This is a genomic window from Phycicoccus sp. Soil803 (genome assembly GCF_001429685.1).
GTDB lineage: Bacteria > Actinomycetota > Actinomycetes > Actinomycetales > Dermatophilaceae > Pedococcus.
In genome coordinates this window covers 2,658,441-2,683,946 of record NZ_LMST01000001.1, presented here as the reverse complement: position 1 = coordinate 2,683,946, position 25,506 = coordinate 2,658,441, and the positions used below count along the sequence as shown (strand labels likewise).

Below are 25,506 nucleotides of genomic sequence, written 5' to 3'. Positions count from 1 at the left end.
TCAGACGCCGGCCGCTGCCGGCGACCGTCGTTGGCCGGCTGGTCGCGGCGCGGCGGTGGACCCACGCACGATCAGCTCGACGTCGAGGACCTCGTCCACGACCGTGTCCCCGGCGCGACCGCGCAGGGCGTCGAGCATCATCTGCCCGGCCCGGCGGCCCTGGGCCTCCACGTCCTGGCGCACCGTCGTGAGGTCGAAGATCTCGGCGTGGACGTGGTCGTCGATCCCGATGACCGACACGTCCTCGGGCACCCGCAGGCCGTGCCGACGCGCGGCGCTGAGCACCCCGAAGGCCATCTCGTCGGAGGCTGCCACGACGCACGTGGGGAAGCGGGGGAGGGCGAACAGCCGGTTGGCGTGCTCGGCGGCGCCGGCGGCGGTCCAGTCGCACTCGAGGGTCCACTCCGGGGGACAGACCAACCCGTGGTCGGACAGCACCGCGGCGAAGGCCTCGCGCCGGTCGAACGGCGTCTGCAGGTGGGTGATCGAGGCCGGCACGGTGCCGGCGTACCCGATGTCGCGGTGTCCCAGCTCGATCGCGTAGCGCGTGGCCAGCGCCATGGCCGCCCGGTCGTCGATCCGGACCGACGGCCAGCCGGGCTGGCGGTTGCCGACGGTCACGACCGGCATACCGAGGCGGTCCAGGACCGAGCGCTCAGCCGGCACCGGTGGCACGTTGAGGATGATCGCGCCGTCGGCCCGCTTCCAGAGCATCGTCTGGGTGATCGGCAGCCGGGTGTCGAAGGTGTGGCCCTCGAGGTCGCACAGCAGGACGTGGAAGCCCTCCTCACGCAGGACCTTCTCGATGCCGCTGACGACCGTGGCGAAGAACCACCGGTTGAAGTACGGGGTGATGACGCCCACGCCCCGGGTGCGTCCGGAGACGAGGCTGGTCGCGGCGGGCGAGGCGACGTAGTGCAGCTCGGTGGCCGCGGCCAGGACCCGGTCGCGGGTGCGCGGGCTGACCCGGTCCACCCCGCGCAGGGCGCGGGACACGGTGGCCACGGACACGCCCGCGGCCCTGGCCACGTCGCCGATGGTGGTCATCGCGCACCCCCACTCGAGGTCTAGACGCCGGTGTTGCGTCGCAGCCGCCAGACGAACCAGAGGGCGGCCAGGAGGACCGCGAGGAGCACGGCAGACCCTGCCGCCGACTCCCCGCGGACCTCCAGCAGCACCGTCTGGACGACGGCCATGAACGCGAAGAACCCGATGATTCCGAGCAGCATGTCCAGTCGCTGGGCTCGCGCCCGTTGACCGCCCGTGCCGCCCCCTGGGTTGAAGATTCCCATGAGTGCTGGGGGTTTCGGCTGTCGCCTAGCCCTTCACACCTCCAGCCGTCAGGCCGGACACGATGGCCCGCTGGAAGATGAGCACCATGATGATGAGCGGCACGGTGACGATCGTCCCGGCTGCCATGACCGCGGTGTACGGCTCCTGGTGGGGTTGGGCCCCGGTGAAGTTCGCGATCGCGACCGTGACGGTCTGGGTCGACTTGGTCGAGAACTGGGCGGCCAACAGGAACTCGTTCCAGCTGGAGATGAACGCCAGGATGGCCGTGGTGAACAGACCGGGCGCCGCGAGCGGCAGCATGATCTTGCGGAACGCCTGGCCGGGGGTGCACCCGTCGATGCGGGCCGACTCCTCGAGCTCCCAGGGCATCTCGGACAGGAACGCCGTCAACGTGTAGATCGTCAGCGGCAGGGCGAACGAGATGTTGGGGATGATCAGCGCCTGGTAGTTGGCGCCGGTCAGCCAGCCGAAGTTGGAGAACATCTGGAACAGCGGGGAGACCAGGGCGACGCCCGGGAACATCGAGGCCCCGAGGATGACGCCCAGCACGGCGTACTTGCCCGGGAAGTCGAGCCGGGCCAGCGCGTAGGACGCAAACACTCCGACGAGCAGGGCGACCGCCGTCGTGAGGACGCCGATGATGACCGAGTGCACCAAGGCGGCACCGAAGTGGTTGCCGCGATCGGTAGAGAACGCCGTCGTGAAGTTGTCGAGTGTCACGTGGGTCGGCCAGGGGGTCGTGTCGAACGTGTAGCCCACGTCGCGGAAGGCCGTGACCACCATCCAGTAGAACGGGGCCAGCCCCCAGATGACCAGGGCAGCCAGACCGAGGTACATCCGGATCTTGGCATTGCGGTCGCTCTTGAAGTGGATCTCCTGCGCCTCGGTGCGACCACTCGTCGGAGTGGCCGTGGTCGTCGCGGTTGTCATCTCAGGCTCCCGGGGTGGTTGCGTTGGCGGCGACCGGGTTTCCGGGCGCGGCGGCCGGTTCCTTCTTCTTGCTCTTGGGTGGTCGTTGGACGACGTCTGCGCCACCGAACTTGATGAACAAGAACGCGGTGAACGCGATCAGCAGGAAGACGATCGTGGACAGCGCCGAGGCGCTGTGGAAGCCGCTCCGGATCTGTTTGATGACCAGCATCGACAGCGAGGTGGTGCCACCACCTCCGTTGGTGAGGATCGCCGGCAGGTCGTAGATGCGCAGCACGTCGAGGGTGCGGAAGAGCACCGCGACCATGAGCGGGACCTTGACCAGCGGGAGGGTGATCTTGGTGAAGGTCTGCCACTTCGTGGCGCCGTCGATCTGGGCCGCCTCGTAGACGTCGCCGGGCACCAGCTGGAGGCCGGCGAGGATGAGCAGCGCCATGAACGGCGTGGTCTTCCAGACGTCGGCGATGATGATGGCGAACTTGGCAGCCCAGGGGTCGCTCGTCCAGAGCTGGGGGTTGACTCCCACGGTGCTGAGCAACCTGTTCGCGATGCCGTCGAAGGCGAAGATGAAGAGCCAGAGCTTGGCCGTCACGGCGGTGGGGATGGCCCACGGCACGAGGATGGCGGCGCGGACCAGGCCGCGGCCCTTGAAGTCGCGGTTCATGATCATGGCGAACCACATGCCGAGGATGACCTCGATGAAGACGCTGACGACGGTGAAGAAGAGCGTCACCCAGAGGGCGTCGTAGAACTGGGCGCCGAGGGTACCGGGCGGGCAGTCCACCTCGCCACACTTCTGGAGGAGCCAGTGCGTGTAGTTGGAGATCCCTGCGTTGCCGCCCTCCACGAACAGCCCGGTGGCCGGGTCGAGCCCGGCGTCCTTCTGGAAGGACAGCTGGATCGCCTTGAACAGCGGATAGATGATGATCACGGCCAGGAAGAGCATGGTGGGTGCCACGAGCATGAGGCCCAGGCGACCCTGGCCTGCGTTCAGGCCCTTGCTCTTCTTCGGCTTCGTGTCAGTCGATCGCGGTGGTGCGGATGTGGCTGCGCTCATGCCTGCTCCTAGCCCGGGAGGTGCGTCTCAGGGTGGGTCGAGATGGGGGTCGAGTCGAGCTTCGACCGAGGATGCGAACGGCAAGGTTCCTGCAGGTGTGGGGGTGACCCCAGGGGGGCCACCCCCACACCTTGGGATGTTGCGTCAGACCGGTCAGCCGCCGGCTGCCGCCATGGCGGACTGCATGTCCTTCACCGCGGCCTCAGGTGTCTTCTGGCCCTGGATCGCGGCGTAGAAGTTGTCCTGGATGGCCTGGGTCACCTGCGGGTAGAACGGGGTGACCGGACGGGAGACCGCGTTGGCGATGGACTCCTTGAGCACCGGGAGGTACGGGTACTTCTTGACCAGTGCCTCGTCGGTGTAGATGGACTCGATGACCGGGGCCAGCGAACCCTTCTCCATGTTGGTCTTCTGCTGCTCGGGGCTGGTGAGGAACTTCAGGAAGTCCAGGGCGGTTGCCTTGTACTTCGAGTAGGCGCTGATGGCCGCCATGTGGCCACCGAGCGTCGACGTGCCGGGGCCACTCAAGCCCGGCAGCGGGGCGACGGCGAACTTGCCCTTGACCTTGGACGACTTGTCCGTGGAGGCCAGGTTGTAGACGTAGGGCCAGTTGCGCAGGAACAGCAGCTTGCCGTCCTGGAAGGCCGCACGGCTCTGCTCCTCCTGGTAGGTGATCGCCTGCTTCGGGATGTCGCCGTTCTTGTAGTGGTCGGCGAGGGCCTTGAGGCCGGCAGCCGCCTCGGGGGAGTCGACGGTGGGCTTGCCCGCGTCGTCGACGACCTTGGCGCCGTAGGCGTTCATCCACTCGGTGGCGTTACACGTGCCGCCCTCGTACTTGGCGAACTGGCCTGCGAAGCAGTCCATGCCGTTCTGCTTGGCGATGGAGCACATGCCCCACATCTCGTCGATGGTCTTCGGCGGGGTCTTCACCAGGTCGGTGCGGTAGTAGAGCATCGCGCCGTCCGAGGAGGTCGGGGCCGCGAACAGCGTCTTGTTGTAGGTCGCGGCCTTGACCGTCGGCTCGAGGAACCCGGTCGTCGGCAGCGCCATCTTGTCCTTGAGCGGGGTCAGCCAGCCCTTGGCGGCGAACTCCGCTGTCCAGACGACGTCGACGGAGACGACGTCGTAGCTCGGGTCCTTGGCCTGGAAGTGCTGCACGAGGTCGTCGTGCTGCTGGTCGGCCTGGTCGGACTGCTCCTTGACGGTCACCTTCTCGTTCGGGTGGGAGGAGTTCCACTTCTCGGCCATGGGGCCGAGCAGACCGCTGTTGTCCTTGCCCTGGACGTAGGTGATCGGGCCTCGGGCTGCAGCGCCGGAGTCAGCCGTGCTGCCCGTGCCGCCGTCATCGCCGCCACAGGCCGCGGCAACGAGCGCCACGGCCACAGCTCCGGCCATCACCGTGAGGGTGCGCCGCTTGTGCATTCGAAGGGCCATACGCCCGCCTCCATCTTCTCGCGTTGCGCTGGGGCGGACTGCCCTCAGCGCTGAGGTGAACCGAGTTCATGTAAACGTTTACGCTCCGTCGCCGCAATCCGAAGATGCATGCGTTCCGGTAACGATTGGGTAACTGGCAGGTGATCCACGCGTGACGAGTCGGAGTTGTCCCGATCCGTCAGCCGACCAGGTGCCCGACCCAGTCCGCCACGTGGACGGCCGCCTTGCCGCACGACTCGGGCAGGTACTCGTGCGCGCGGCGTTCGAGCGCGACGACCCACACGCGACCGTCCTTGTGCCGCACCACATACGAGCCACCGACGTCGTCCGCACGGTCGTCCACGCCGGCCGTCGCGTCCCCCACGCTGAGCGCGGTCAGGTCGGTGATCCCCGCATGGTGCCGGACGAACGACTCCGCGGCCTGGTGGGGACCGGACAGGGGGCTGCGCCCGCGGTCGTGCAGCGGCCCGAGGACCGATCGAGGCAGGTGGCCGGCGCCGGCCGCGGTCAGGACCTCGGCACTTGCCGCGGCGTCGAGCCTGGCCAGCGTGGCGCCGTGCGGGAGCAGCACACCGGTCGGGGCGAACCGGTGTCCGCCCGTGTGCGACGCCTCCCACACCCTTCCCGGGTGCTGGGCGAACGACTCCAGGGCGACGGGGCGGCCGCGCACGGCGCAGCAGACGTCGCGGCGTCCGTTGGTGCACAGCAGGAGGATCGGCTCGGCGGGAGCGGCGCCCGGCGCCGTCGCCAGGACGGCTGTGCGGTCACCGCTCGCGAGCGCGCCGAGGTCGAGGTCGAGGAGCGTTGCCGGGTCCGTGACCGACAGCTCCAGGAGCCAGGGCGCCTCACCCGCCCATGCGAGGTATGCCGTGTGGCCGGCGTCGTGGGCGTCGTCGGCGTGGCGGCCGGGCCGGCGAATCAGTGAGAGTCGACCGCCCCGCGCGGAACACGCCTGGGACAGCGAGCGTCCTACTGCCGCAGGCAGATGCGACTCGGTCGCCGCATCCCGACCCCACGGCCCGGACTGCTCGAGCGCGATGAAGAAGCTGGCTCGAGCGGCCGTGCCGTAGGCGCTGACGTCGGCGCGGTCGAAGCCCACCGAGCAGGCGTCCGGCGCCGGGGTCGCGTGGGAGACAGGGCGCGCCGGCCCGGTCGACGTCACGACCGGGCCGTCACGAGAGTGGCGGCCCGGCGATGCGGGCGATGGCGGTTGCCGCGGGGACCCCCGAGCCGTCCCGGCGGCCGGTGGCCTCGGGCAGGTCGAGGGCCACGCCGTTGGCGGCCGCGGCCCGGGCCGGCAGCGCGCCGGCCCAGGCGAGGACGAGGGTGTCCTCGCCCTTGAGGAACCGGTGGCAGCGCACCCCGCCCGTGGCCCGTCCCTTGGGCGGGTACTCCGAGTAGGGCGTGACCTTCAGCGAGCCGGGCTCGGTGCCGGGGAGCGCCCCCGAGGAGCCGGAGGAGGTGACCACCACGCCGTCGGCGCCCTGGGGCACGGCCCCGAAGAAGGTGACCCGCTGCCCGGCCCCGAGCTTGATGCCGGCCATGCCGCCGGCGGCTCGTCCCTGGGGTCGTACGGCGCCGGCCCCGAACCGGAGCAGCTGGGCGTCGGAGGTGATGAAGACGAGGTCCTCCGTGCCGGTCGCCAGCTCGACGGCTCCGACGACCTCGTCGCCGTCCTTGAGGGAGACGATCTCGAAGTCGGGACGGGACGGGTAGTCCGTCGTCACCCGCTTGACCACGCCCTGGGCCGTGCCGAGCGCGATGCCGGCCGACTCTGGGGAGACCGACACCAGGGTCAGCGGCTCCTCGCCGGCGGGCAGGTCGACGTAGGCCGCGAGGGGCGCACCCCCGGACAGGCTGGGCGAGCCGTTGGTCGGCGGCAGCGTCGGCAGCTCCAGCGCGGAGAGCCGCACGAGCCGGCCCCGCGACGTCACGAGCCCGACCTCGCCGCGCGCGGTCGTGCGGACCGCTCCCACGAGGGCGTCGTGCTTGCTGCGCGCCGAGTCCAGCGGCAGCGGCTCGGCGGATCCGGTGCGGGCCATCAGCCCGGTGGAGGAGAGCAGCACCCAGCACGGGTCGTCGGCGACCTCGAGCGGTGTGGTGGTCGTCGCGGGCACGCCGGCCGACTCCAGCAGGACCGTCCGCCGCGGCGTGCCGTGGGCCTTCGCGACGTCGGCGAGCTCGGTGGAGACCGTCTTCAGCAGCAGCTTCTCGTCGCCGAGGATGGCCTCGAGCTCCTCGATGAGCCGCTCGAGCTCGGTCTTCTCCTTGTCGAGCTCGAGCCGGCTGAACTTGGTCAGGCGGCGCAGCTGGAGCTCGAGGATGTAGTTGGCCTGCGCCTCGGACAGGTCGAAGACGTCGATCAGGCGGCTGCGAGCCGCGGCAGCGTCGTCCGACGTGCGGATCACCTGGATGACCTCGTCGATGTCGAGGATCGCGATGAGCAAGCCCTCGACCAGGTGCAGGCGGTCCTTGTACTTGGTCAGCCGGTACTCCGTGCGGCGACGCACCACGTCGGTGCGGAAGTCGACGTAGACGCGCAGCAGGTCCTTGAGCCCCAACGTCTTCGGCTGGCCGTCGACGAGCGCTACGTTGTTGATGGAGAACGAGTCCTCCATCGGGGTGAGCTTGTAGAGCTGCTCGAGGACGGCGTCGGGGTTGAAGCCGTTCTTCACCTCGATGACCAGGCGCAGCCCGTGCTTGCGGTCGGTCAGGTCCTTGACGTCAGAGATGCCCTGGAGCTTCTTGGACTGGACCGCGTCCTTGATCTTCTCGATCACCTTCTCGGGACCGACGAGGTAGGGGAGCTCGGTGACGACGATGCCCATCCGCCGGGGTGAGGTCTTCTCGATCCGCGTGGTCGCGCGGGTGCGGAAGCTGCCGCGGCCGGTGAGGTAGGCGTCCCGGATCCCGTCGAGCCCGATGATCCGCCCGCCCTGGGGCAGGTCGGGCCCCGGCACGAACCGCATGAGGTCGTCGAGCGAGCAGGTGGGGTTGGCGATGAGGTGCCGGGCCGCGCCGATCACCTCGACGAGGTTGTGCGGGGCCATGTTGGTGGCCATGCCGACGGCGATCCCGCTGGCACCGTTGACGAGCAGGTTGGGGAACGCCGCGGGGAGGACCGCGGGCTGGAGGAGCTGGTCGTCGTAGTTGGGGATGAAGTCGACGGTCTCCTCGTCGAGACCGGTGACCATCAGCATCGCGGCAGCGGCGAGCCGGGCCTCGGTGTAGCGCGAGGCGGCCGGGCCGTCGTCGAGCGAGCCGAAGTTGCCGTGCCCGTCGACCAGCGGCAGCCGCATCGTGAACGGCTGGGCCATGCGGACCAGGGCGTCGTAGATCGCGGTGTCACCGTGGGGGTGGTACTTGCCCATCACGTCGCCCACGACCCGGGACGACTTCACGTGACCGCGGTCGGGGCGCAGCCCCATCTCGGCCATCGAGAACAGGATGCGGCGCTGCACCGGCTTGAGGCCGTCGCGCGCGTCGGGCAGGGCGCGCGAGTAGATGACCGAGTAGGCGTACTCGAGGAACGCCCCCTGCATCTCCTCCTCGACGTCGATGTCGACGATCCGCTCGACGTAGCTGTCGTCGGCCGGTGCGGGTGGGGTCTTGCGGGCCATGCGTGTGTGCAACTCCTCGAGGTCGTCCCCGCACGGCGCGGGGATCCCCCCAATCTTGTCCCACGGCTACACCGGGCCTGCCCCCGACTCGCCGCTGAAGTGACCCCGGTGCACGACCTGGGTGGCGGCCCGGCGTGGCCGGGTCCGGCTGGACCCCTCGGTGCGCCGCAGCTCGTGGCCCAGGGCCACGACCCCGACCAGCCGCCGGTTCCCGGGTATGCCGTGGGCCTCCCGCACCGCCGCGTGCCGGGGCGCAGGGACCCCGAAGAACAGCGCCCCCAGCCCCTGGTCGACGGCGGCCAGCAGCATCAGCATCGCGGCCATCCCGGTGTCGACGTCCCAGTAGGGGACCGGCCAGCGAGCCGGGTCACGGTCGTCCCAGCCCTTGTCGGGCTCGGCGTAGCGGTCGAGGTAGGTGTCGGGGTCGGACAGGCAGAGCACCAGCACCGGCGCGGCCGAGACACCCGCCAGCCAGGCGTCGGGGGGTGCCCCCGAGCCCGGGTCCCGGGTCGCGCCCCAGAAGCGCGCGCGGTCGTCGTCCTCGACGAGCACGACGAAGTCCCAGCCCTGGCTGAAGCCGGCGCTGGGAGCCCGCTGCGCGGCATACAGGACCGCCTCGAGGGCCGCCGGCGGGACCGGTCGGTCGGGGTCGAAGCGCCGCACCATGCGGCGCCGCCGGACCACGTCTGCGAACTCCATGGGGCCATCCTGTCGTGGCCTCCGTCGTGGCGGCGGAGGACCCGCGCACGCTGCCTGCAAGACTGGCCGACGACCCACCCGCCCAAGCACTGCCAACCGGGGACCGCCCTGCGGCGTCCACGAGGCATGACGACCATGGCCGCGGTGGCACTCACGGGAGGGGTGGCAGTGCCGGCGCGAGACCGCGTGGACGTGGAAGCGTCCGTCCGTGAGCTCTACGACGTGCACTACGCCCGCCTCGCGGGGTGGACCGCCAAGCTCGTGGGCGACCCCGACCTGGCCCACGACCTCGCCACCGAGGCCTTCCTCAAGCTGTTCCGTGAGTTCGGGCGGGTCGACGAGCCGCGGCCGTGGCTCTACACCGTGACGGCCAACCTGGTCCGCGACCACTGGCGCAAGCGCGGCCGGGAGGCGGCCGCCTACCAGCGCCACGAGGCCGGCCGCGACGACTTCACGACCGACGCCGACCACGCGACCACCCTCACCGTCCGGGACGCCGTCGAGGCGCTGCCCGACCGGCTGCGGGTCGTGGTGATGCTGCACTACTTCGCCGACCTGCCGGTGGCCACCGTGGCCAGACAGCTCGAGAAGTCCGAGGGAACCATCAAGCGGGACCTGTTCGACGCGCGCCAGCGGATGGCGACGATGCTGGGAGCGATCCGATGAACCGCCACCTGTCCGACCTGCCCGGTGAGGGGGAGCAGCGCGACCCCGTCGCCGACTTCTTCGCCCGCGAGCGAGCCGACATCCGCGACCTGCCGGCCGGCGCCGACCGCTGGGAGTCGATCGTCGTCGAGGCGCGCCGTCCGGTGCGCCGCAGCTGGCTGCCCTGGCTCGCGGGTGCCGCGGCCGTCGTCGTGGCCGCCGGCGTGGTGTGGGGCAACGGGCGAGGGCCCGGCACCGAGCAGGCCGCCAACCCCGCCAGCAGCACGGCGTCCGTCTCGACCGAGACGGTGGCCACCGACAGCCCGAAGGTGGGCGGCCCGTCCGCCACCGGCACTCCCTCGAGCGGGCTCACCACTCCTTCGACGCCGGCCCCGCTGCCCGTCCCCAACAGCTTCGACGTCGTGTCCATGACCAATGCCGGTGGGAAGCACCTGTTCGGTCTCGGGAAGGCCACCTGCCCGAAGGGGGCGTGCACCGCGGTCATCGGGTCGGACGACGACGGGGCCACCTGGACCACCCGAGCCTCGTTCACGACGCTGACCAGTCCCGGCCCGCTCGCCACCCCAGCAGCGCCCGACCAGTTGGTCGGCATCCGCTTCGCCGACCCGGAGACCGGTTTCGTGTACGGCAGCGCGACCTTGCGAACCGTGGACGGCGGGCGCAGCTGGAAGCCGATGGACGTTGGCGGCCGAACCGTCCTCTCGCTGGAGACGGACGGGTCGACGGTCTGGATGGTCACGGCCGCCAAGTGCCAGCGAGCCGACTCGGGGAGCGCGAGAGGCTGCTCCGGTCTCGACGTCAGGTCGCTCGACGTCACGGCCAGCGCCCCGCAGCAGACGCAGTCGCTCAACGTGTCGCAGCCGGTGGAGTCGGCCTGGCTGAGCATGGACGGCGCCGACGCCTACGTCAGCGTGTCCTACCTCGACCAGACCACCCAGACGCCGCCACGCCGCGTCTCGGGCAAGCCGGTGACGCTGGTCCGCCCGCAAGGCTGCCAGGAGGCCGGTGGCCTCTGGGTCTGGGGCACGGCCAACCGCAAGGGCGGGCTGGTCGCGGTGTGCCAGATCGGTGACGCGCACGCCTCGTACGGCGTGGCCACCTCGACCGATCGCGGAGCCACCTGGTCCGACGCCAGGATCGCCCGCGGGCTGGGCTCCACCCAGCCGTCGGGGGTGTGGCTGACCGCCGTCGACCTCGATCGCTTCGTCGCGGTGTCGCAGGGCTTGCCCACGAGCGCACTTGAGCCCGGCGGCGCTCCCACCCTCATGGCCAGCGGCGACAGCGGCGGGACCTGGACCCGTCCGAAGACCGCGCCCGGCGGCGCCACCGAGTGGGTCGGAGCGGCCGGAGGGGGCCTGGTCTACGCCCTCGGCGGTGGTCGGTCCTACTGGGTGAGCCACGACTCGGGCGCGACGTTCGAGCAGGTCCAGCTCCGCAGGTAGACCAACCGGTCCGCGGGGGGCGGGTCAGCCGCTCCCGGGGCAACCGGACGTGACATGCTTTCGGCCATGAGCGAGGCCTCGGCGCTTCCCGCCGGCTACCCGGTGCTGTGGGAGGCCGACGTCGTCCTGCGAGACGGGTCGGTGGCCCACCTGCGACCGATCACGCCGAGCGACGTCGACGCCGTGCACCGGTTCCACGCCGGCCAGTCGGCCGAGTCGATCTACATGCGCTTCTTCGCGCCCCTGCGCCAGCTCAGCGACCGCGACGTCACCCGGTTCACCAACGTCGACTACCACGACCGGGTGGCCCTGGTGGCAACCGTTCGCGGCGACATCATCGGGATCGGGCGCTACGACCGGATCACGCCGACCAGTGCGGAGGTGGCCTTCAACATCTCCGACAGCTACCAGGGCCGGGGGATCGGCTCGGTGCTGCTCGAGCACCTCGCCGTGATCGCGTGGGAGTCGGGGGTCGAGGAGTTCACCGCCGAGGTGCTCCCGCAGAACCGCAAGATGATCTCGGTCTTCTCCGACGCCGGCTACGAGGTGAGCCGGCGCTTCGAGGACGGCGTCGTCTCGCTGACCTTCCAGATCAAGCCGACCGAGCGCTCCGAGGCGGTTCGGCTGTCCCGCGAGCACCGCGCCGAGTCGGTCAGCATGCACTCGGTGCTCTTCCCCGACTCGATCGCCGTGGTCGGGGCGAGCCGCCGGCCGGAGTCGATCGGCCACCACATCCTGTCCAACATCCTCGCCGCCGACTTCAACGGCGCCGTCCACGCGGTCAACCGCGAGGCCATGGAGGTGCTCGGGCTGCCGGCCCACGCGCGGGTCTCCGAGATCCCCGACGACGTCGACCTCGCGGTGGTCGCGGTCCCGGCCGAGGAGGTCCTCGACGTCGTGGCCGACTGTGCCGAGGCGGGGGTCAAGACGCTGCTCGTGGTCAGCGCCGGCTTCGCCGAGTCCGGGCCCGACGGCGCGGACCTCCAGTCGAAGCTGCTCACCGCCGCGCGGGAGTCCGGGATGCGGGTGCTCGGCCCGAACTCGTTCGGGGTGATCAACAACGACCCAGCAGTGCGGCTCAACGCGTCGCTGGCGCCCGAGCTGCCGCCACCGGGACGGTTGGGCCTGTTCGCCCAGAGCGGGGCCCTGGGCATCGCGGTGCTCGCGTCGGCCGCCCGCCGCGGCCTCGGCATCTCCGTCTTCGCCTCCGCCGGCAACCGCGTCGACGTCTCGGGCAACGACTTCATGCAGTACTGGATCGACGACGACAGCACCGACGCGGTCGGCCTCTACCTCGAGTCGATGGGCAACCCCCGCAAGTTCTCCCGCATCGCCCGGCGGCTCGCCTCCACCAAGCCCGTGATCGTCGTGAAGTCGGGGGTGTCGTCCTACGGCGTCCCCCCGGGCCACCGCGCACGCCACACCCGGATCCGGCCCGAGGCCTTCGACGCCATGCTGCGGCAGGCCGGCGTGATCCGGGTCGAGAACGTCCACCAGATGTTCGACGTCGCGCAGCTGGTGGTCCACCAGCCGCTGCCCCAGGGCAACCGGGTCGCCATCATCGGCAACTCCGACGCGTTGGGCGCGCTGAGTGCCGAGGCATGCGTCAGCTGGGGCCTGCAGGTCGCCCACGGACCGGTCTCCCTGCCGAGCGACGCGAGCGGTGAACGCTTCGCCGAGGCGCTCGCCGACGCCTTCGCCGACCCCGAGGTCGACAGTGTCCTGACCTGCTTCATCCCACCCCTAGTGACCCTCGACGAGGACGTCGCGATCGCCGTGCGCGACGCCGCCATGAAGCACGAGAAGCCTTGCCTCGCAACGTTCCTCGGCATGCGCGGAGTCCTCGAGCGGCTATCCGGCCAGACCGACGACGGACGCACCACGGTGGTCCCCGCCTACGCCATGCCCGAGGACGCCGTCCGCGCCCTGGCCGCAGCGACGAGGTATGCCGAGTGGCGGGCTCGCGACCGCGGCATACCGGTGCTCCCGGTCGGGATCGACCGCGAGGCCGCCGAGGCGTTCGTCGAGCGGATCCTCGAGGAGACGCCCGAAGGGCGGCGGTTGACGCTGCAGGAGGTCACCGAGCTGCTGGCCACCTACGGGATCGAGGTCTGGGGCAGCGTCCCCGCCCGCACCGTCGACGAGGCGGTGACCGCCGCGGAGGCGATCGGCTACCCGGTCGTGATCAAGTCGGTGGCGCCCCTCATGCGGCACTCCCCGGGGCTGAGTGGGATCCGGGTCGACCTGCGGTCGGAGGCACAGCTGCGTGAGGCGTTCGAGGGGCTCAACGAGCGACTGGCGCCGATGTCGGCCAACACCTTCGTCATCCAGCGAATGGCCACGCCGGGGGTGTCGTGCGTGGTGCGCTCCGACGAGGACCCCCTCTTCGGCCCGGTCGTGTCGTTCAGCATCGCGGGACCACCCACGGAGCTGCTCGGCGACATCGGGCACCGGATCCCGCCGTTGACGGACGTGGACGTCTCCGACCTCATCTCGTCGGTGAAGGCGTCGCCGATGCTGCACGGGCACCGTGGTGCGGCGCCGGTCCACCGCGCGGCCCTCGCCGACCTCATCGCCCGCGTGTCGGTGCTGGCCGACAACCTGCCGGAGGTGGGCAGTCTCGTGCTCAACCCGGTCAACGCGCACGTCGGGGGAGTCGACGTGCTCGGCGCCGAGGTCACCCTGGCCCCGACCCCACGCCGCAAGGACCAGGCTCGCCGCACGCTGACCTAGCCGACCTGGCCGGCGCGCCACCCGTCGGGCTAGGGCAAGATGGGACGCATGGGCTCCACCTCCTCGCACGATGCTTCAGCACGCAGGGCCTCGCCCGATGGCATTGCTGCACCCCTCATCCCCCTCCCTGTCGACCTGACGCGGGAGATCGAGCGGGCCGGCTACTACCCCGCACTCGTGGCGGACGTCGTCCAGGCCGCCCTCGGCGCCGAGGAGGTCGTGTCACACCTCGTGCACCAGGAGACGACGTTCGACCACGACGTCGTCCGTCGGCACATCACGGTGCTGGCCCTGACTGCTACCCGGCTGGTCATCGCCCACGCCGACGACCACACCGACGAGCGACCCGGCCACGAGGACGTCGCGACCGCCACGACCGAGTGCGTGCCCCTGTCTGCGGTGCGCGGCGTGATGATCACGCACGTCGTCGCACGCCCGCAGGAGTACCAGCCGGGCTCGCTCGGACGCGAGATCACCCTGACGCTGGGCTGGGGGGCGGTCAGCCGGATCGACCTGATGCCCGCCACCTGCGCCGACCCCGACTGTGACGCCGACCACGGCTACGAGGGCAGCGTCGCCTCTGACGACATCTCACTGCGGATCAGCGCCGACGCCGAGGGCGAGGCGGCCCTGCAGCACGCCCTGGGGTTCGCCCGAGAGCTCTCGGCGAGCATCGGCAGCTGAGGTGCGTCGCGCCAGCGGTCCGTCCCCTCTTCACCCGGGTGACCCGACCGTTGCGGCCAGAACGCTCGACCTGACCCCGGCGACCCGCTAGCCGATGCCCCACGAAGGTCTGCTCCCACCCCGCTACGACCAGTCCGGTCTGGCCGGGGTGCTGCCGGCCGTCGCCGCCAGCCTGGGCGTCCAGCACTATGCCGGTCCCGGTCACCTGCAGTTGCCGGAGGCGCGGCGCGCGGTCGTCGTCCTCGTGGACGGGCTGGGTTACGAGCTGATCCGTCGGCGCGGTGGCCATGCCCCCTTCCTGCGCTCACTCCTGCCCGCCGCCCACCGGATCACGGCCGGGTTCCCGGCCACGACCGCCACCTCGATGGGCACGTTCGGCACCGGACTTCCGCCCGGCTCGCACGGCCTGCTGGGCTACGAGGTGCTGGTGCCGGGCGAGGACCGGCTGGTCAACGAGCTGTCCTGGGAGGACGGTCCCGACCCCGTCGCCTGGCAGCCGCAGCAGACCGTCTTCGAGGTCGCCGAAGGTGCCGGGGTGGCCGTCACCCGCATTGGCCCGGGGTTCTTCGACGGGTCCGGGTTGACCCGAGCAGCCCTGCGGGGTGGGAGCTTTCGCGCCGCGGACACCCTCGCCGACCGGGTCGACGCGAGCCTGGCGGCGGTGCGGACCGCCGCCCGGTCGCTGGTGTACCTCTACTGGGGCGAGCTCGACAAGGTGGGGCACGTGCACGGCTGCCAGTCGTGGGAGTGGGGCGACGAGCTCGAGGCGATCGATGCCGAGCTCGGTCGGCTGGTGCGCTCGGTGCCCAGCGACACCGCGGTCCACATCACCGCCGACCACGGCATGGTCGACGCCCCGCACGCCCTGCGGATCGACCTGGCCCACGACGCCGAGCTGGCCGCGGGCATCCGCCACGTCGGCGGGGAGCCGCGCGCCCTGCAGCTCTACTGCGAGGAGGGGGCGGCCGCCGACGTCGCCCAGACCTGGGCCGACCGGGTGGGGGAGCGAGCCTGGATCCGCACCCGCGAGGAGGCCACCCGCGAGGGGTGGTTCGGTCCGGTCAGCGAGGTCAACCGGGCCCGCATCGGTGACCTCGTCGTGGCGATGCGCGACAACTTCGCCATCGTCGACTCGCGCCGGGCTCGTCCGCAGCTGCTCGCCCTGCTCGGTCTGCACGGATCCCTGACCCCCGAGGAGTCCGCCGTGCCGTGGTTCCACGTCCCGGCGCGGGACAACGCCTAGGGTGTCCTCTCGTGGCTGAGCTCGTCTTCTTCTCCGGGACCATGGACTGCGGCAAGTCGACCCTTGCGCTCCAGATGGACCACAACCACCAGGCGCGGGGTCGGTCGGGCCTGATCTACACCAAGCTCGACCGCGCCGGCAGCGACGTGCTGTCGTCCCGGCTGGGCCTGTCGACCGCCGCCCACGAGGTCAGCGACGACCTCGACTTCTGGGAGGCCGTCGTCGAGCACGCGACCAGTGGGCTGCGGGTCGACTACCTCATCTGCGACGAGGTGCAGTTCTACACCCCGGAGCAGGTCGAACAGCTCGCGAAGCTGGTCGACGAGATGGGCATCGACGTGTTCGCGTTCGGCATCACCGCCGACTTCCGCACCCAGCTGTTCCCCGGGTCGCGCCGGATGATCGAGCTGGCCGACCGGGTCTCGGTGCTGCAGGTCGAGGCCCTGTGCTGGTGCGGCCGCCGCGCCACCCACAACGCCCGGGTGGTCGACGGGGTGATGGTGGTCGAGGGTGAGCAGGTCGTCGTCGGCGACACCAAGCCCGGCACCGAGACGCTCGTGGAGTACGAGGTGCTGTGCCGCCGGCACTTCATGCGGCGGATGAACTCGGCCGCCGCGCGGACCGCGGCCACCTCACCTGACGTGCTGCCGTTCGACCTCGACGTCTGCCCGGTGCCGCAGGGCTAGTCGAACCGGCGTCCTGTCGGGCGTCGGCTAGTCGCGGGGCTTGGCCCCGAACATGACGTCGTCCCAGCTGGGCACGCTGCGGCGCGCGGACTTCTTGCCCGAGCCCGCAGCAGGACGGTGGGTCGGCTCATCCTCGGCAGGCGGCGCAGGCGTCGTCGCGACCTCCGGCTCCCTCTCGTGCGTGTCGCCTGCTGCGTCACTCGGCGGCGATCCCGGCGCCGAGTCCTGGGGCTCGGCCGGGGGCTCCGGCGCCGCTGGCAGCACGTCGTGCCCGACGGAGCCGTCCTCGGGGCCTTCGTCGAGGGGGTGCGGGCCGCGGGCCGCCGGGGGAGGCGGCATGGACTCGGGGTCGTAGGCCAGGTCCTCGAGGGGCAGCGCGTCATCGCGCGGGGTGTCGTCGCCGGGGGTCTGGGTGGCGGGGCTCTTGCGACGACGGGGGCGACCGCGATGCGACGCCCGCTCGCGCATGGCGGACATCAGGTCGAGCGGCTCGTCGTGCGGGCCAGCGGTGGTGGCGGACGAGCGTGCGGCTGCCCGTCGGGCCGAACCCACCCCGCCCTCGGCCTCGACGTCGTAGACGGTGGTCGCCCGCACCGGGGCGGAGACGAGGTGCGGCGCCGGCAGGGGTGAGCTCGTGCCGGACACGTCCTCCTCGCTGAGCCACCGCGCCTCGTCGTCGGCCGCCGCGACGGTGCGCGCCGGCACGTCGAAGGACCACCGGGCCTGGCGTTCGCGACCGCCTGCGGGGAAGGTGAGGATGATCGTCCAGTCGCCCTCGGTGCTGCGAGCCGAGTCCCAGTCCGCCGAGGCGGGGTCCACCCCGCGGCCGGAGAGCCGCTGGCTCACGCGGGCCGACAGGGTGGGAGCGCTGGCGCCGCCCACCGAGCGACCACGGAGGCGGACGGCACGGGCCAGGCCCGCGACGTACTCGCGCTCGGCGAGGATCGGCCCTTCGTAGCGTCGGACCTTCTCCACCGGCCAACCGGACCGCTCAGCGACCTCCTCGGCCGAGAGCCCACCACGGATCAGGGCCTGCACCTCACGCGGCCGCATCCCGCCGTCGATCTCGATCTGGAGCTGTCCGAGGCGGGGCCGGTCCCGCCGGGCCGCGGCCCGCAGGGGTTCGTCGAGCTGGACGCGGAAGCGCTCTCCGTCGGAATCGGACAGCAGCAGGTGCTGGCCGTCCTCCTGCACACCGATCAGCCGCAAATCCCGCATTGCCATCGTCTCCAGTATCGGCATGGTCTCCCGTATCGCCCTCGCTCGTGGATCGGGCACCGTGCTGCTGACTCTGCCATCCCCGAGGTCGAGGCGAAAGCGACCACGCCGCAACGGTAGTTTTGACTCGCGATGCTCACCTTCGACGCACACCTCCAGCTGGCCCTCGACCTCGTCGGGGTGTTCGCCTTCGCGCTGTCCGGTGGGCTGGTGGCCGTCAAGAAGCGGCTCGACCTGTTCGGGGTGCTCGTCCTGTCCGGGGCGGCCGCCCTCGGAGGAGGGGTGATCCGGGACGTCCTCATCGGTGCCCTGCCACCCGTGGGCATCTCCGACTGGCGGCTGCTGACCTGTTCGCTCGTCGCCGGACTGGTCACCTTCCTCTACCACCCGGGCGTCGAGCGCATCTCCCGCTTCGTCCGCGTGCTCGACGCCGCGGGCCTGGCCGTCTTCGCCATCGGGGGGTCGCTCAAGGCCCTCGGAGCCGGGATGGACCCGCTCACCTCCGTGTTCGTGGGTGGCATCACCGCAGTCGGCGGCGGCATCATCCGCGACGTCCTGGCCGGCCAGGTGCCCGAGGTGCTGCGGCGGGAGATGTACGCGCTCCCGGCGCTGCTCGGCTCGATCCTGATGGTCACCGCCCACCACTACGACCTCGTCAACTCCTTCACCATCTGGGGGTGTGTCGCACTCGTCTTCGTCATGCGGATGGTGGCGGTCGTCCTCGACGTCCACGCACCCAAACCACTGCGCACGGGAGACCTCACATGATCGGACCCACCGGATGACCACGGACGAGCGACCCCTCGAGCCCTACGACGGCATCCTGCTGCTGTCCTTCGGCGGGCCGGAGAAGCCCGAGGACGTGCTGCCGTTCCTGCGCACCGTCACGGCAGGCAAGAACATCCCTGACGAGCGCCTCGAAGAGGTGGGCGAGCACTACTACGGCTTCGGCGGCCGCAGCCCCATCAACGACCAGAACCGCGCGCTGCTGGCGGCCCTGCGAGTCGAGCTGGACCGGCGCGGGATCTCGACGCCGGTGATCTGGGGCAACCGCAACTTCACCCCGTTCACCGCCGAGGCGCTCGCCGAGGCGGGCCGACAGGGTATGCAGCGGCTGGTCACCGTGGTCACGAGCGCCTACTCCTCCTACTCCTCGTGCCGGCAGTACCGCGAGGACCTCGCCGCCGCGCAGGAGTCGGTGGCCGAGAGCGGCATCGTGATCGAGCTCGACAAGGTCCGTCCCTACGCCAACCACCCGGGGTTCGCGCGCGCCAACACCCGGTTGGTGACCGACGCGGTGCGAGGGGCCCTGCGGGACGGGGTGGGCCGGGAGGGCATCCGCCTGCTCTTCGTCACGCACTCGATCCCCACGGCGATGGACGACACGTCCGGTCCCGGCGACGAGGACGGCAACGCCTACAGCCACCAGCACATCGCGCTCGGGGCGGCCATCACCGACGAGGTCAACGCGACCCTCGACACGGACTTCACCGGCGAGCTGGTGTTCTGCTCGCGGTCGGGACCGCCCTCCCAGCCGTGGCTCGAGCCAGACGTCAACGACCGGCTCGAGGAGCTCGCCGCCGAGGGCGCCACGACCGTCGTGCTGGCCCCCATCGGCTTCGTGTCGGACCACATGGAGGTCGTCTACGACCTCGACACCGAGGCGGCGGCGACGGCAGACCGCCTCGGGCTCCGGCTCGTGCGGGTGCCCACCGTCGGGGTCGACCCCGAGTTCGTGTCCGGCCTCGTCGACCTCGTCCTCGAACGCGCCGCCCAGGCGCGCGGTGAGGAACCGGTCGCCCCTGCGTGGCCGGGCCGCGCGCCGATGCCGTCGGTGTGCGCCCCCGGGTGCTGCCCCAACCTGCGTGCGGCCAAGCCGGCGCTCTGCGGGCGGGACTGACCATGGACCTCGCGACCCCGGACCTCACCACCCCCGACGACGCCACCCTGGAGGGCCTCGAGACGCTCGCCGTCGACGTCGCCCTCGAAGCGGGCCGCCTCATCGTCGACGAGCGCCCCCCGAACCTGGGGGTCTCCAAGACCAAGAGCACCGCGACGGATGTCGTCACGGTGATGGACCAGCGGGCGCAGGACCTGCTGCGGACCCGGCTGCAGGAGGCCCGGCCCCAGGACGGCTTCCTCGGCGAGGAGGAGGGCGGCACCGACCGGCGTTCGGCGATCACCTGGGTCGTCGACCCCATCGACGGGACCGTCAACTACCTCTACGGCATCCCCTCGTACTCGGTGTCGGTGGCTGCCGTGGTCGGCGACCCCACGGTCCCCGGGGCCTGGCGACCGGTGGCCGGTGCGGTCTTCAACCCGGTGACGGGCGAGCTCTTCCGCGCGCGGGCCGGGGCGGGGGCCAGGCTCGAGGGGGGACGGGCGCCGGAGCGCCGCCTCGAGCTCGCTGAGCCGCCGTCCCTGGGCCACGCCCTGGTGGGCACCGGCTTCGGCTACGACACGGCCCGACGGCAGTGGCAGGCGACGGTGTTGATGGACGTGCTGCCCCAGGTCCGCGACATCCGCCGGATCGGGAGCGCAGCCCTCGACATCTGCGCGGTCGCCGCCGGCAGCCTCGACGCCTACTACGAGCGTGGCCTCAACCCGTGGGACATGGCCGCGGCCTGGCTGGTGCTGGTCGAGGCGGGCGGGGTGTTCTCCGGCCTGGGAGGCGAGCCACCCAGCGACCGGATGGTGGTCGCGGCGGCGCCCACGCTGCATACCGCCCTGCACGAGGTGGTGCTCCGCGCCGCCGAGCGGGCCGGCACGGACTCGACCCTGTGACGCAGCGGTCACACCCGGCGCAGGAAGGAAGCCGGCGCCGGGGCGCTGGCCCCGGCACCGGCTTCGTCGTGCAGGTCAGGTTCAGGCAGCGTGGTAGTTGCTGAGCTCGGGGATGCGCAGGCCGTGCTCGGAGGCGAGGCGGGCCAGGTTCTCGAGCTCGGCCTCACGGACGGAGGCGAGGTAGTCGTCGCCGGACTCCTGGGCCTTGCGCAGGGACTGGACGGCGCGGGCTGCGCGCTGGGTGATCTCGGTGTGGAACTCGGTCATGGTGCACCCCTCTCTTCGTGTGTCAGATGGTCGTTTCACGAGTCGGGTCGGCCGGGCCGGAGGTGAGGACTCTACGGGCTCAGACGCCGGAACGGGGACTCGGGGTTGCCCCTCGGGGGTGAATCTTGGGTGAACCCAGACCAGCACTTGGTATGCCGCGGGCGTGCGGACCGGGGTGGCTCGCCGGTGCTTGGGGGTGCTTTGGGGGTGCTTCGTGGCCACGCGCGGACCGGATCTGGACGCGATGGTGACGTGGCGCCGTGGATAGGGCACAATCCCGCCCTGCAGCGGGCACAAAACCGCGGGCACCAGCGTTACACGGGCGAATCGTATTGCCGGGACACCGGCCGATCGGTTTTCCCGAGCTTCGGGAAGACCCAGAACGACGACAGAACAGGGAGAGCGACAGCGACCATGGCGACTGACTACGACGCGCCGCGCAAGACCGATGACGAGCTGTCCGAGGACTCGATCGAGGAGTTGAAGTCCCGCCGCGTCGACAAGAGCGCATCCAGCGTCGACGTCGACGAGACCGAACAGGCCGAAGGCTTCGAGCTGCCCGGTGCGGACCTGTCCGGCGAAGAGCTTTCGGTGCGAGTCATCCCGCGCCAGTACGACGAGTTCACCTGCTCACGGTGCTTCCTCGTGCACCACCGCAGCCAGCTGGCTTCCGAGTCCGGCGGCCAGATGGTGTGCCGGGAGTGCGCCGCGTAGGTGAGCACGGACATGGAGGACGGCAGCGTGGGCACCACGGTGCAGGACGCACCTCCTCTCGACGCAGGGATAGGGTCAGTCCACGTGACTGGCCCTTCCCGCGTTCCGACCTCGCCGGTGCCCATCGCGGTCCGGCGGCTGGACCCCACCCTCCCGCTCCCGTCCTACGCCCACCCGGGCGACGCCGGGGCGGACCTGCACGCCGCCACCGACGTGACGCTCGAGCCGGGGGAGCGGTCCCTGGTCCCCACCGGGGTCGCGCTCGCGATCCCGGACGGCTGGGTCGGGCTGGTGCACCCCCGGTCCGGACTGGCGGCCAAGCACGGCGTCAGCATCGTGAACGCCCCCGGCACCGTGGACTCCGGCTACCGCGGCGAGATCCTCGTCAACCTCGTCAACCTCGATCCCCGCGACGCGTTCACCGTGCGTCGTGGCGACCGCATCGCCCAGCTGGTGGTGCAACAGGTCGCCCGGGTCGAGTTCCACGAGGTTGATTCGCTCGAAACCACCCCCCGGGGTGACACTGGACATGGTGCCAGTGGTGGCTTCGGCGACCACACCCCGACAACGAAGGACTGACTCACCAGTGGGCATTTTCCGACGCGGCAAGAACTCCGACGCGGCCGACACCGTCGACCGTGTCGACGACGTCGCCGGCGCCGACCAGGCCGACGGGACCGACGCCGACGACCTCGACCTCGAGGACCTGGGCGACGTCAGCGACACCGACGACCACGACGACTCGGACGACGAGCGCTCGCCCGACCGGGCGGTCGGCTCCGACACCGGCGCCACCGGGCCGTTCGACGCGGCCGAGGTCGACGACGAGGACGGCCGGCTCGACCTGGGCGCGCTGCGCATCAAGGGCGTGCCGGGCATGGAGCTGCGGCTCGAGATCGACGAGGCCGCCAACCAGGTGGTCGGCGCCACGGCGGTCATCGGGGACTCGGCGGTGCAGATCCAGGCCTTCGCCGCCCCGAAGACGACCGGCATCTGGGACGACATCCGCAGCGAGATCGCCGAGTCGATCCTGGCCCAGGGCGGCACCGCCGACGAGGCCAGGGGAGTGCTCGGCACCGAGCTGCGCACCCGGATGCCCTCAGCCGGGCCGGACGGCCGCACCGTCTTCGCCCCGGCCCGGTTCGCCGGCGTGGACGGCCCGCGCTGGTTCCTGCGCGCCGTCTTCTCCGGTCGGGCAGCGATCGAGGACGCCGCCGCCGAGCCGCTGCTCGAGGTGGTCCGCGGCACCGTGGTGGTGCGCGGCGACAGCGCCATGGCCCCTCGCGAGATGCTGCTGCTCAAGCTGCCCGACGAGATGCAGCCGGACCACGACCACGACCACGACCACGACCACGACCACGACCACGACCACGACCACGGGGACGACGCCCCGACTGGCTCGTCCAGCCGGGTCGACGACCTCAAGCCGTTCGAGCGTGGTCCCGAGATCACCGAGGTCAGGTAGGACGCCATGGCGATGAAGCACCTCACCCCCGTCGACCCGCGCACGACGCAGGTCCACAAGTCACCGCTGGCCAAGCTCTCCGAACGCCTCACGAAGACGGTCACCCAGATGGAGGCGGACGAGCTCCAGGAGGACGCCGCCCGCATGGGGTGTACGCCGATGTGCGACCTGGAGGACCGACAGGAGGCCACCGTCTCCGGCACCGTGCGCGCGGTCACCCTGCGCCCGCGGGTCAACGTGCCCGCGCTGGTCATCGACCTCTACGACGGAAGCCGCACGATCAACCTGGTCTGGCTGGGTCGCCGCACCATCGGCGGCATCGAGCCCGGCACCTACCTGCGCGCGCACGGTCGCGTGACCTACACCCGCGGCACGCCGACGATCTTCAACCCGTCCTACGAGATCGTCCCCCTGCGTGCCCACTGACCCCGCGCCCGACAGTCGCGGGGAGGACCGCCACGACCTCGCGCCCGGCGCCACCGTCGAGGAGCTGATCCGGCACCGCCTGTCCACCGCCCTGGGCGGCTGGCGCGGTTCGATCGAGACGGCGCTGCCCACCGTGGCGTTCGTCGTCCTGTGGGTCTGGCGCAAGGACCTGACCGTCGCGATCATCGGCTCGGTCGCCGTGACGGTCGTCCTGGCCGTCGTGTGCCTGGTCCAGCGGCAGAGCCTGCAGTACGTGCTCTCGGCCGTCTTCCCCACGGCCATCGCCGCCTTCTTCGCGCTGCGCAGCGGCAAGGCCGAGGACGCCTTCCTGCCCGGCATCATCTGGAACACCGTGATGCTGGCGGTCGCCCTGGTCTCGGTGGCCCTGCGCTGGCCGCTGGTGGGCTTCATGGTCGGCGCGGGTGACCCGCGGATGGCCGACGACCCGGTCGGCTGGCACCGCGACCGCGGGCTCGTGCGCGTCTGTCAGCGGCTGACCCTGGTGCTGGTTGGACTGTTCGTGGTCCGGCTCGTCATCATGGTGCCGCTGTACCTCGCGAGCCAGGTGGCCCTGCTCGGCGTCGCGAAGGTCGTGCTGGGGTGGCCGCTCTGGCTGGCCGGGATCGGCGTGATGGGCCTCATGCTCGTCAAGGGACACACCCCGCCCGAGCTGGAGGTCGAGCCCGAGGGCTCGGCTCACTCCTCGCCGCGCGGCACCCTCTGACCCGGGCTCAGCATCGCCTCGAGCTCGTCCTCGAACTCCGGCGTCGAGATGAACAGCAGCTCGTCGTGCGGCTCGAGCGAGTCGTCGCGGCTGGGGGCGATGGGGTGGTCCTCGCGGATGATCCCGACCAGGACGGTCTCGCCCGGGAAGTCGACGTCGCCGACCCGCTTGCCCGCGTAGGGGCTGTCGGGCGGCAGCGTGAGCTCGACCATGGTCGCCTTGCCCTGCTGGAACTGGAAGATCCGCACCAGGTCGCCGATGCTCACGGCCTCCTCGACCAGGGCGGTCATCAGCCGTGGGGTCGACACCGCGACGTCCACGCCCCACGCCTCGTCGAACATCCACTCGTTCTTGGGGTTGTTGACCCGCGCCACGGTGCGCGGCACGCCGAACTCGGTCTTCGCCAGCAGTGAGACGACGAGGTTGACCTTGTCGTCACCGGTCGCGGCGACGACCACGTCGCACTCGGCCAGCCCGGCCTCGTGCAGCGCGGTGATCTCACAGGCGTCGGCGAGCAGCCAGTTGGCGTCCGGGATCTTGCTGGCCTGGACGTCCTTGCGCTCGCGGTCCATGAGGAGCACCTGGTGACCGTTGTGCAGCAGCTCGCGGGCGATCGAACGGCCCACGCTGCCTGCACCGGCGATGACGACGCGCATCTTGGTTCCTTCGTGCTCAGGGTTCGTAGTGCTCAGTGTTCGTGGTGCTCGGTGGGCGTGCTGCTCATTGGTCGGTCACGGCGGGCGGCCCGTCGAGCGTGCGCTCGACGGAGGGCAGCTCGGCCGCCAGGGCGGCCAGGTGGAGCAGGTCACCCTCCTGGAAGACGCTGTCCGCGGCGGGGAGCGTGGCCACACCCAGGCGGGTCAGGTATGCCGCGCGGGCCCCGGTGGCCTCCTCGAGCTCGGTGAGGCGTCGGCCGACCCAGCCGGGGTTGACGGTCACCTCCGCGATCACGACGTTGCCCGACGGGTCGACGAGCTCGGGCACGTGGCCCTGCGGGAGCAGCCGCCGCATCATCTGGTCGGCCGTCCACTTCACCGTGGCGACGGTGGGGATGCCGAGCCGCTGGTAGACCTCGGCGCGGCCGGGGTCGTAGATGCGGGCGACGACGTGCTCGACGCCGAACGTCTCGCGCGCCACCCGGGCCGCGAGGATGTTGGAGTTGTCACCACTGGAGACGGCCGCGAAGGCGTAGGCGTCCTGGATGCCCGCCTCGTGCAGGGTGTCGCGGTCGAACCCGACCCCCGTCACCCGTCGGCCCTCGAAGGTGGACCCGAGGCGGCGGAACGCCGACTCCTCCTGGTCGATGATCGCGACGTCGTGGCCCTGGCTCTCGAGGCTGTGCGCGAGGGAGGAACCCACCCGGCCGCAGCCCATGATGACGAAATGCACGACGCCGACGCTACACCGCGCCGTCCCACGGC

At 71.2% G+C, this 25,506-nt stretch carries 26 protein-coding genes; 14 read left to right on the top strand and 12 right to left on the bottom strand.

The genetic code is table 11. The features are described from left to right. The 8 genes from ASG95_RS12310 to ASG95_RS12280 form a co-directional block, all read right to left on the bottom strand. Window positions 1-1,047, bottom strand: coding sequence for a LacI family DNA-binding transcriptional regulator (locus ASG95_RS12310; RefSeq protein ID WP_057377654.1), 1,047 nt, complete (start codon window positions 1,045-1,047; stop codon window positions 1-3). Window positions 1,048-1,067: 20 nt separating this feature from the next. Next, window positions 1,068-1,229: a hypothetical protein gene (locus ASG95_RS21355; RefSeq protein WP_200961911.1), complete on the bottom strand. Its 162-nt coding sequence runs from the start codon at window positions 1,227-1,229 to the stop codon at window positions 1,068-1,070. An 88-nt stretch (window positions 1,230-1,317) separates the two neighbouring features. Continuing rightward, the gene (locus ASG95_RS12305) at window positions 1,318-2,223 is read right to left on the bottom strand and encodes a carbohydrate ABC transporter permease (RefSeq protein WP_056920787.1); all 906 of its coding nucleotides are present in this window, start codon (window positions 2,221-2,223) and stop codon (window positions 1,318-1,320) included. Between the two features lies 1 nt (window position 2,224). Continuing rightward, complete coding sequence (locus ASG95_RS12300) at window positions 2,225-3,280, bottom strand: carbohydrate ABC transporter permease (RefSeq protein ID WP_057377653.1); 1,056 nt, start codon at window positions 3,278-3,280, stop codon at window positions 2,225-2,227. A gap of 153 nt (window positions 3,281-3,433) precedes the next feature. Further along, complete coding sequence (locus ASG95_RS12295) at window positions 3,434-4,702, bottom strand: ABC transporter substrate-binding protein (protein ID WP_057377652.1); 1,269 nt, start codon at window positions 4,700-4,702, stop codon at window positions 3,434-3,436. 190 nt (window positions 4,703-4,892) lie between these two features. After that, entirely contained in the window at window positions 4,893-5,876 is a 984-nt protein-coding gene (locus ASG95_RS12290) for a sucrase ferredoxin (RefSeq protein WP_082592561.1), read from the bottom strand. 10 nt (window positions 5,877-5,886) lie between these two features. Beyond that, window positions 5,887-8,334, bottom strand: coding sequence for a DNA topoisomerase (ATP-hydrolyzing) subunit A (locus tag ASG95_RS12285; protein ID WP_057377650.1), 2,448 nt, complete (start codon window positions 8,332-8,334; stop codon window positions 5,887-5,889). Between the two features lie 66 nt (window positions 8,335-8,400). Then, window positions 8,401-9,033, bottom strand: a complete 633-nt coding sequence (locus ASG95_RS12280) for a nitroreductase family protein (RefSeq protein ID WP_057377649.1) — start codon at window positions 9,031-9,033, stop codon at window positions 8,401-8,403. Between the two features lie 144 nt (window positions 9,034-9,177). Here ASG95_RS12280 and ASG95_RS12275 point away from each other — a divergent pair, with 144 nt between their 5' ends. The 6 genes from ASG95_RS12275 (at window position 9,178) to ASG95_RS12250 (ending at window position 16,487) form a co-directional block, all read left to right on the top strand. Further along, complete coding sequence (locus tag ASG95_RS12275) at window positions 9,178-9,699, top strand: RNA polymerase sigma factor (protein WP_162259403.1); 522 nt, start codon at window positions 9,178-9,180, stop codon at window positions 9,697-9,699. Then, window positions 9,696-11,141: a sialidase family protein gene (locus ASG95_RS12270; RefSeq protein WP_057377647.1), complete on the top strand. Its 1,446-nt coding sequence runs from the start codon at window positions 9,696-9,698 to the stop codon at window positions 11,139-11,141. Before ASG95_RS12275 ends, ASG95_RS12270 begins: the two co-directional genes overlap by 4 nt. A 66-nt stretch (window positions 11,142-11,207) precedes the next feature. Beyond that, complete coding sequence (locus ASG95_RS12265; protein ID WP_057378888.1) at window positions 11,208-13,874, top strand: bifunctional GNAT family N-acetyltransferase/acetate--CoA ligase family protein; 2,667 nt, start codon at window positions 11,208-11,210, stop codon at window positions 13,872-13,874. Between the two features lie 48 nt (window positions 13,875-13,922). Continuing rightward, the gene (locus ASG95_RS12260) at window positions 13,923-14,558 is read left to right on the top strand and encodes a DUF5998 family protein (RefSeq protein ID WP_235543827.1); all 636 of its coding nucleotides are present in this window, start codon (window positions 13,923-13,925) and stop codon (window positions 14,556-14,558) included. 94 nt (window positions 14,559-14,652) lie between these two features. Beyond that, window positions 14,653-15,801 carry an alkaline phosphatase family protein gene (locus ASG95_RS12255; protein WP_057377646.1) on the top strand — a complete coding sequence of 383 codons (1,149 nt, stop codon included), beginning with the start codon at window positions 14,653-14,655 and terminating at the stop codon, window positions 15,799-15,801. A gap of 11 nt (window positions 15,802-15,812) precedes the next feature. After that, on the top strand, window positions 15,813-16,487 hold the full coding sequence (locus ASG95_RS12250; RefSeq protein ID WP_057377645.1) for a thymidine kinase: 675 nt from the start codon (window positions 15,813-15,815) through the stop codon (window positions 16,485-16,487). A gap of 27 nt (window positions 16,488-16,514) precedes the next feature. Here ASG95_RS12250 and sepH read toward each other — a convergent pair whose 3' ends face one another. Next, on the bottom strand, window positions 16,515-17,711 hold the full coding sequence (sepH, locus tag ASG95_RS12245) for a septation protein SepH (protein ID WP_162259402.1): 1,197 nt from the start codon (window positions 17,709-17,711) through the stop codon (window positions 16,515-16,517). A 126-nt stretch (window positions 17,712-17,837) separates the two neighbouring features. Between sepH and ASG95_RS12240 the strand changes: the two genes are divergently transcribed. The 3 genes from ASG95_RS12240 to ASG95_RS12230 are packed head-to-tail and all read left to right on the top strand — an operon-like array spanning window position 17,838 to window position 20,489. Then, complete coding sequence (locus tag ASG95_RS12240) at window positions 17,838-18,473, top strand: trimeric intracellular cation channel family protein (RefSeq protein WP_057377643.1); 636 nt, start codon at window positions 17,838-17,840, stop codon at window positions 18,471-18,473. A gap of 13 nt (window positions 18,474-18,486) precedes the next feature. Beyond that, complete coding sequence (locus ASG95_RS12235) at window positions 18,487-19,605, top strand: ferrochelatase (protein WP_057377642.1); 1,119 nt, start codon at window positions 18,487-18,489, stop codon at window positions 19,603-19,605. A 2-nt stretch (window positions 19,606-19,607) separates the two neighbouring features. Next, a complete protein-coding gene (locus tag ASG95_RS12230; RefSeq protein WP_057377641.1) occupies window positions 19,608-20,489 on the top strand; it encodes an inositol monophosphatase family protein in 882 nt (293 codons plus the stop codon). 81 nt (window positions 20,490-20,570) lie between these two features. On the opposite strand, the gene ASG95_RS12225 is transcribed toward ASG95_RS12230, so the two are convergent. After that, on the bottom strand, window positions 20,571-20,756 hold the full coding sequence (locus ASG95_RS12225; RefSeq protein ID WP_056920801.1) for a hypothetical protein: 186 nt from the start codon (window positions 20,754-20,756) through the stop codon (window positions 20,571-20,573). Between the two features lie 414 nt (window positions 20,757-21,170). Between ASG95_RS12225 and ASG95_RS12220 the strand changes: the two genes are divergently transcribed. The 5 genes from ASG95_RS12220 to ASG95_RS12200 all read left to right on the top strand — a co-directional run bounded on the left by ASG95_RS12220 (window position 21,171) and on the right by ASG95_RS12200 (window position 24,085). After that, a complete protein-coding gene (locus ASG95_RS12220; RefSeq protein ID WP_056920802.1) occupies window positions 21,171-21,470 on the top strand; it encodes a DUF4193 domain-containing protein in 300 nt (99 codons plus the stop codon). Window positions 21,471-21,554: 84 nt separating this feature from the next. Continuing rightward, window positions 21,555-22,049, top strand: a complete 495-nt coding sequence (dut, locus tag ASG95_RS12215) for a dUTP diphosphatase (protein ID WP_235543817.1) — start codon at window positions 21,555-21,557, stop codon at window positions 22,047-22,049. Between the two features lie 7 nt (window positions 22,050-22,056). Continuing rightward, window positions 22,057-22,935, top strand: a complete 879-nt coding sequence (locus ASG95_RS12210) for a DUF3710 domain-containing protein (protein WP_057377639.1) — start codon at window positions 22,057-22,059, stop codon at window positions 22,933-22,935. 6 nt (window positions 22,936-22,941) lie between these two features. Beyond that, window positions 22,942-23,361 (top strand): OB-fold nucleic acid binding domain-containing protein, encoded by a 420-nt coding sequence (locus tag ASG95_RS12205; protein ID WP_369820378.1) that lies wholly within the window; start codon window positions 22,942-22,944, stop codon window positions 23,359-23,361. Continuing rightward, on the top strand, window positions 23,351-24,085 hold the full coding sequence (locus tag ASG95_RS12200) for a DUF3159 domain-containing protein (RefSeq protein ID WP_057377638.1): 735 nt from the start codon (window positions 23,351-23,353) through the stop codon (window positions 24,083-24,085). The genes ASG95_RS12205 and ASG95_RS12200 overlap by 11 nt, the downstream gene beginning before the upstream one ends. Here ASG95_RS12200 and ASG95_RS12195 read toward each other — a convergent pair. Both ASG95_RS12195 and ASG95_RS12190 read right to left on the bottom strand, forming a co-directional pair. Next, window positions 24,058-24,741, bottom strand: coding sequence for a TrkA family potassium uptake protein (locus tag ASG95_RS12195; protein WP_056920806.1), 684 nt, complete (start codon window positions 24,739-24,741; stop codon window positions 24,058-24,060). The two genes, ASG95_RS12200 and ASG95_RS12195, sit on opposite strands and share 28 nt — an antisense overlap. A 64-nt stretch (window positions 24,742-24,805) precedes the next feature. Then, on the bottom strand, window positions 24,806-25,474 hold the full coding sequence (locus ASG95_RS12190) for a TrkA family potassium uptake protein (RefSeq protein ID WP_057377637.1): 669 nt from the start codon (window positions 25,472-25,474) through the stop codon (window positions 24,806-24,808). Window positions 25,475-25,506: the final 32 nt, after the last annotated feature.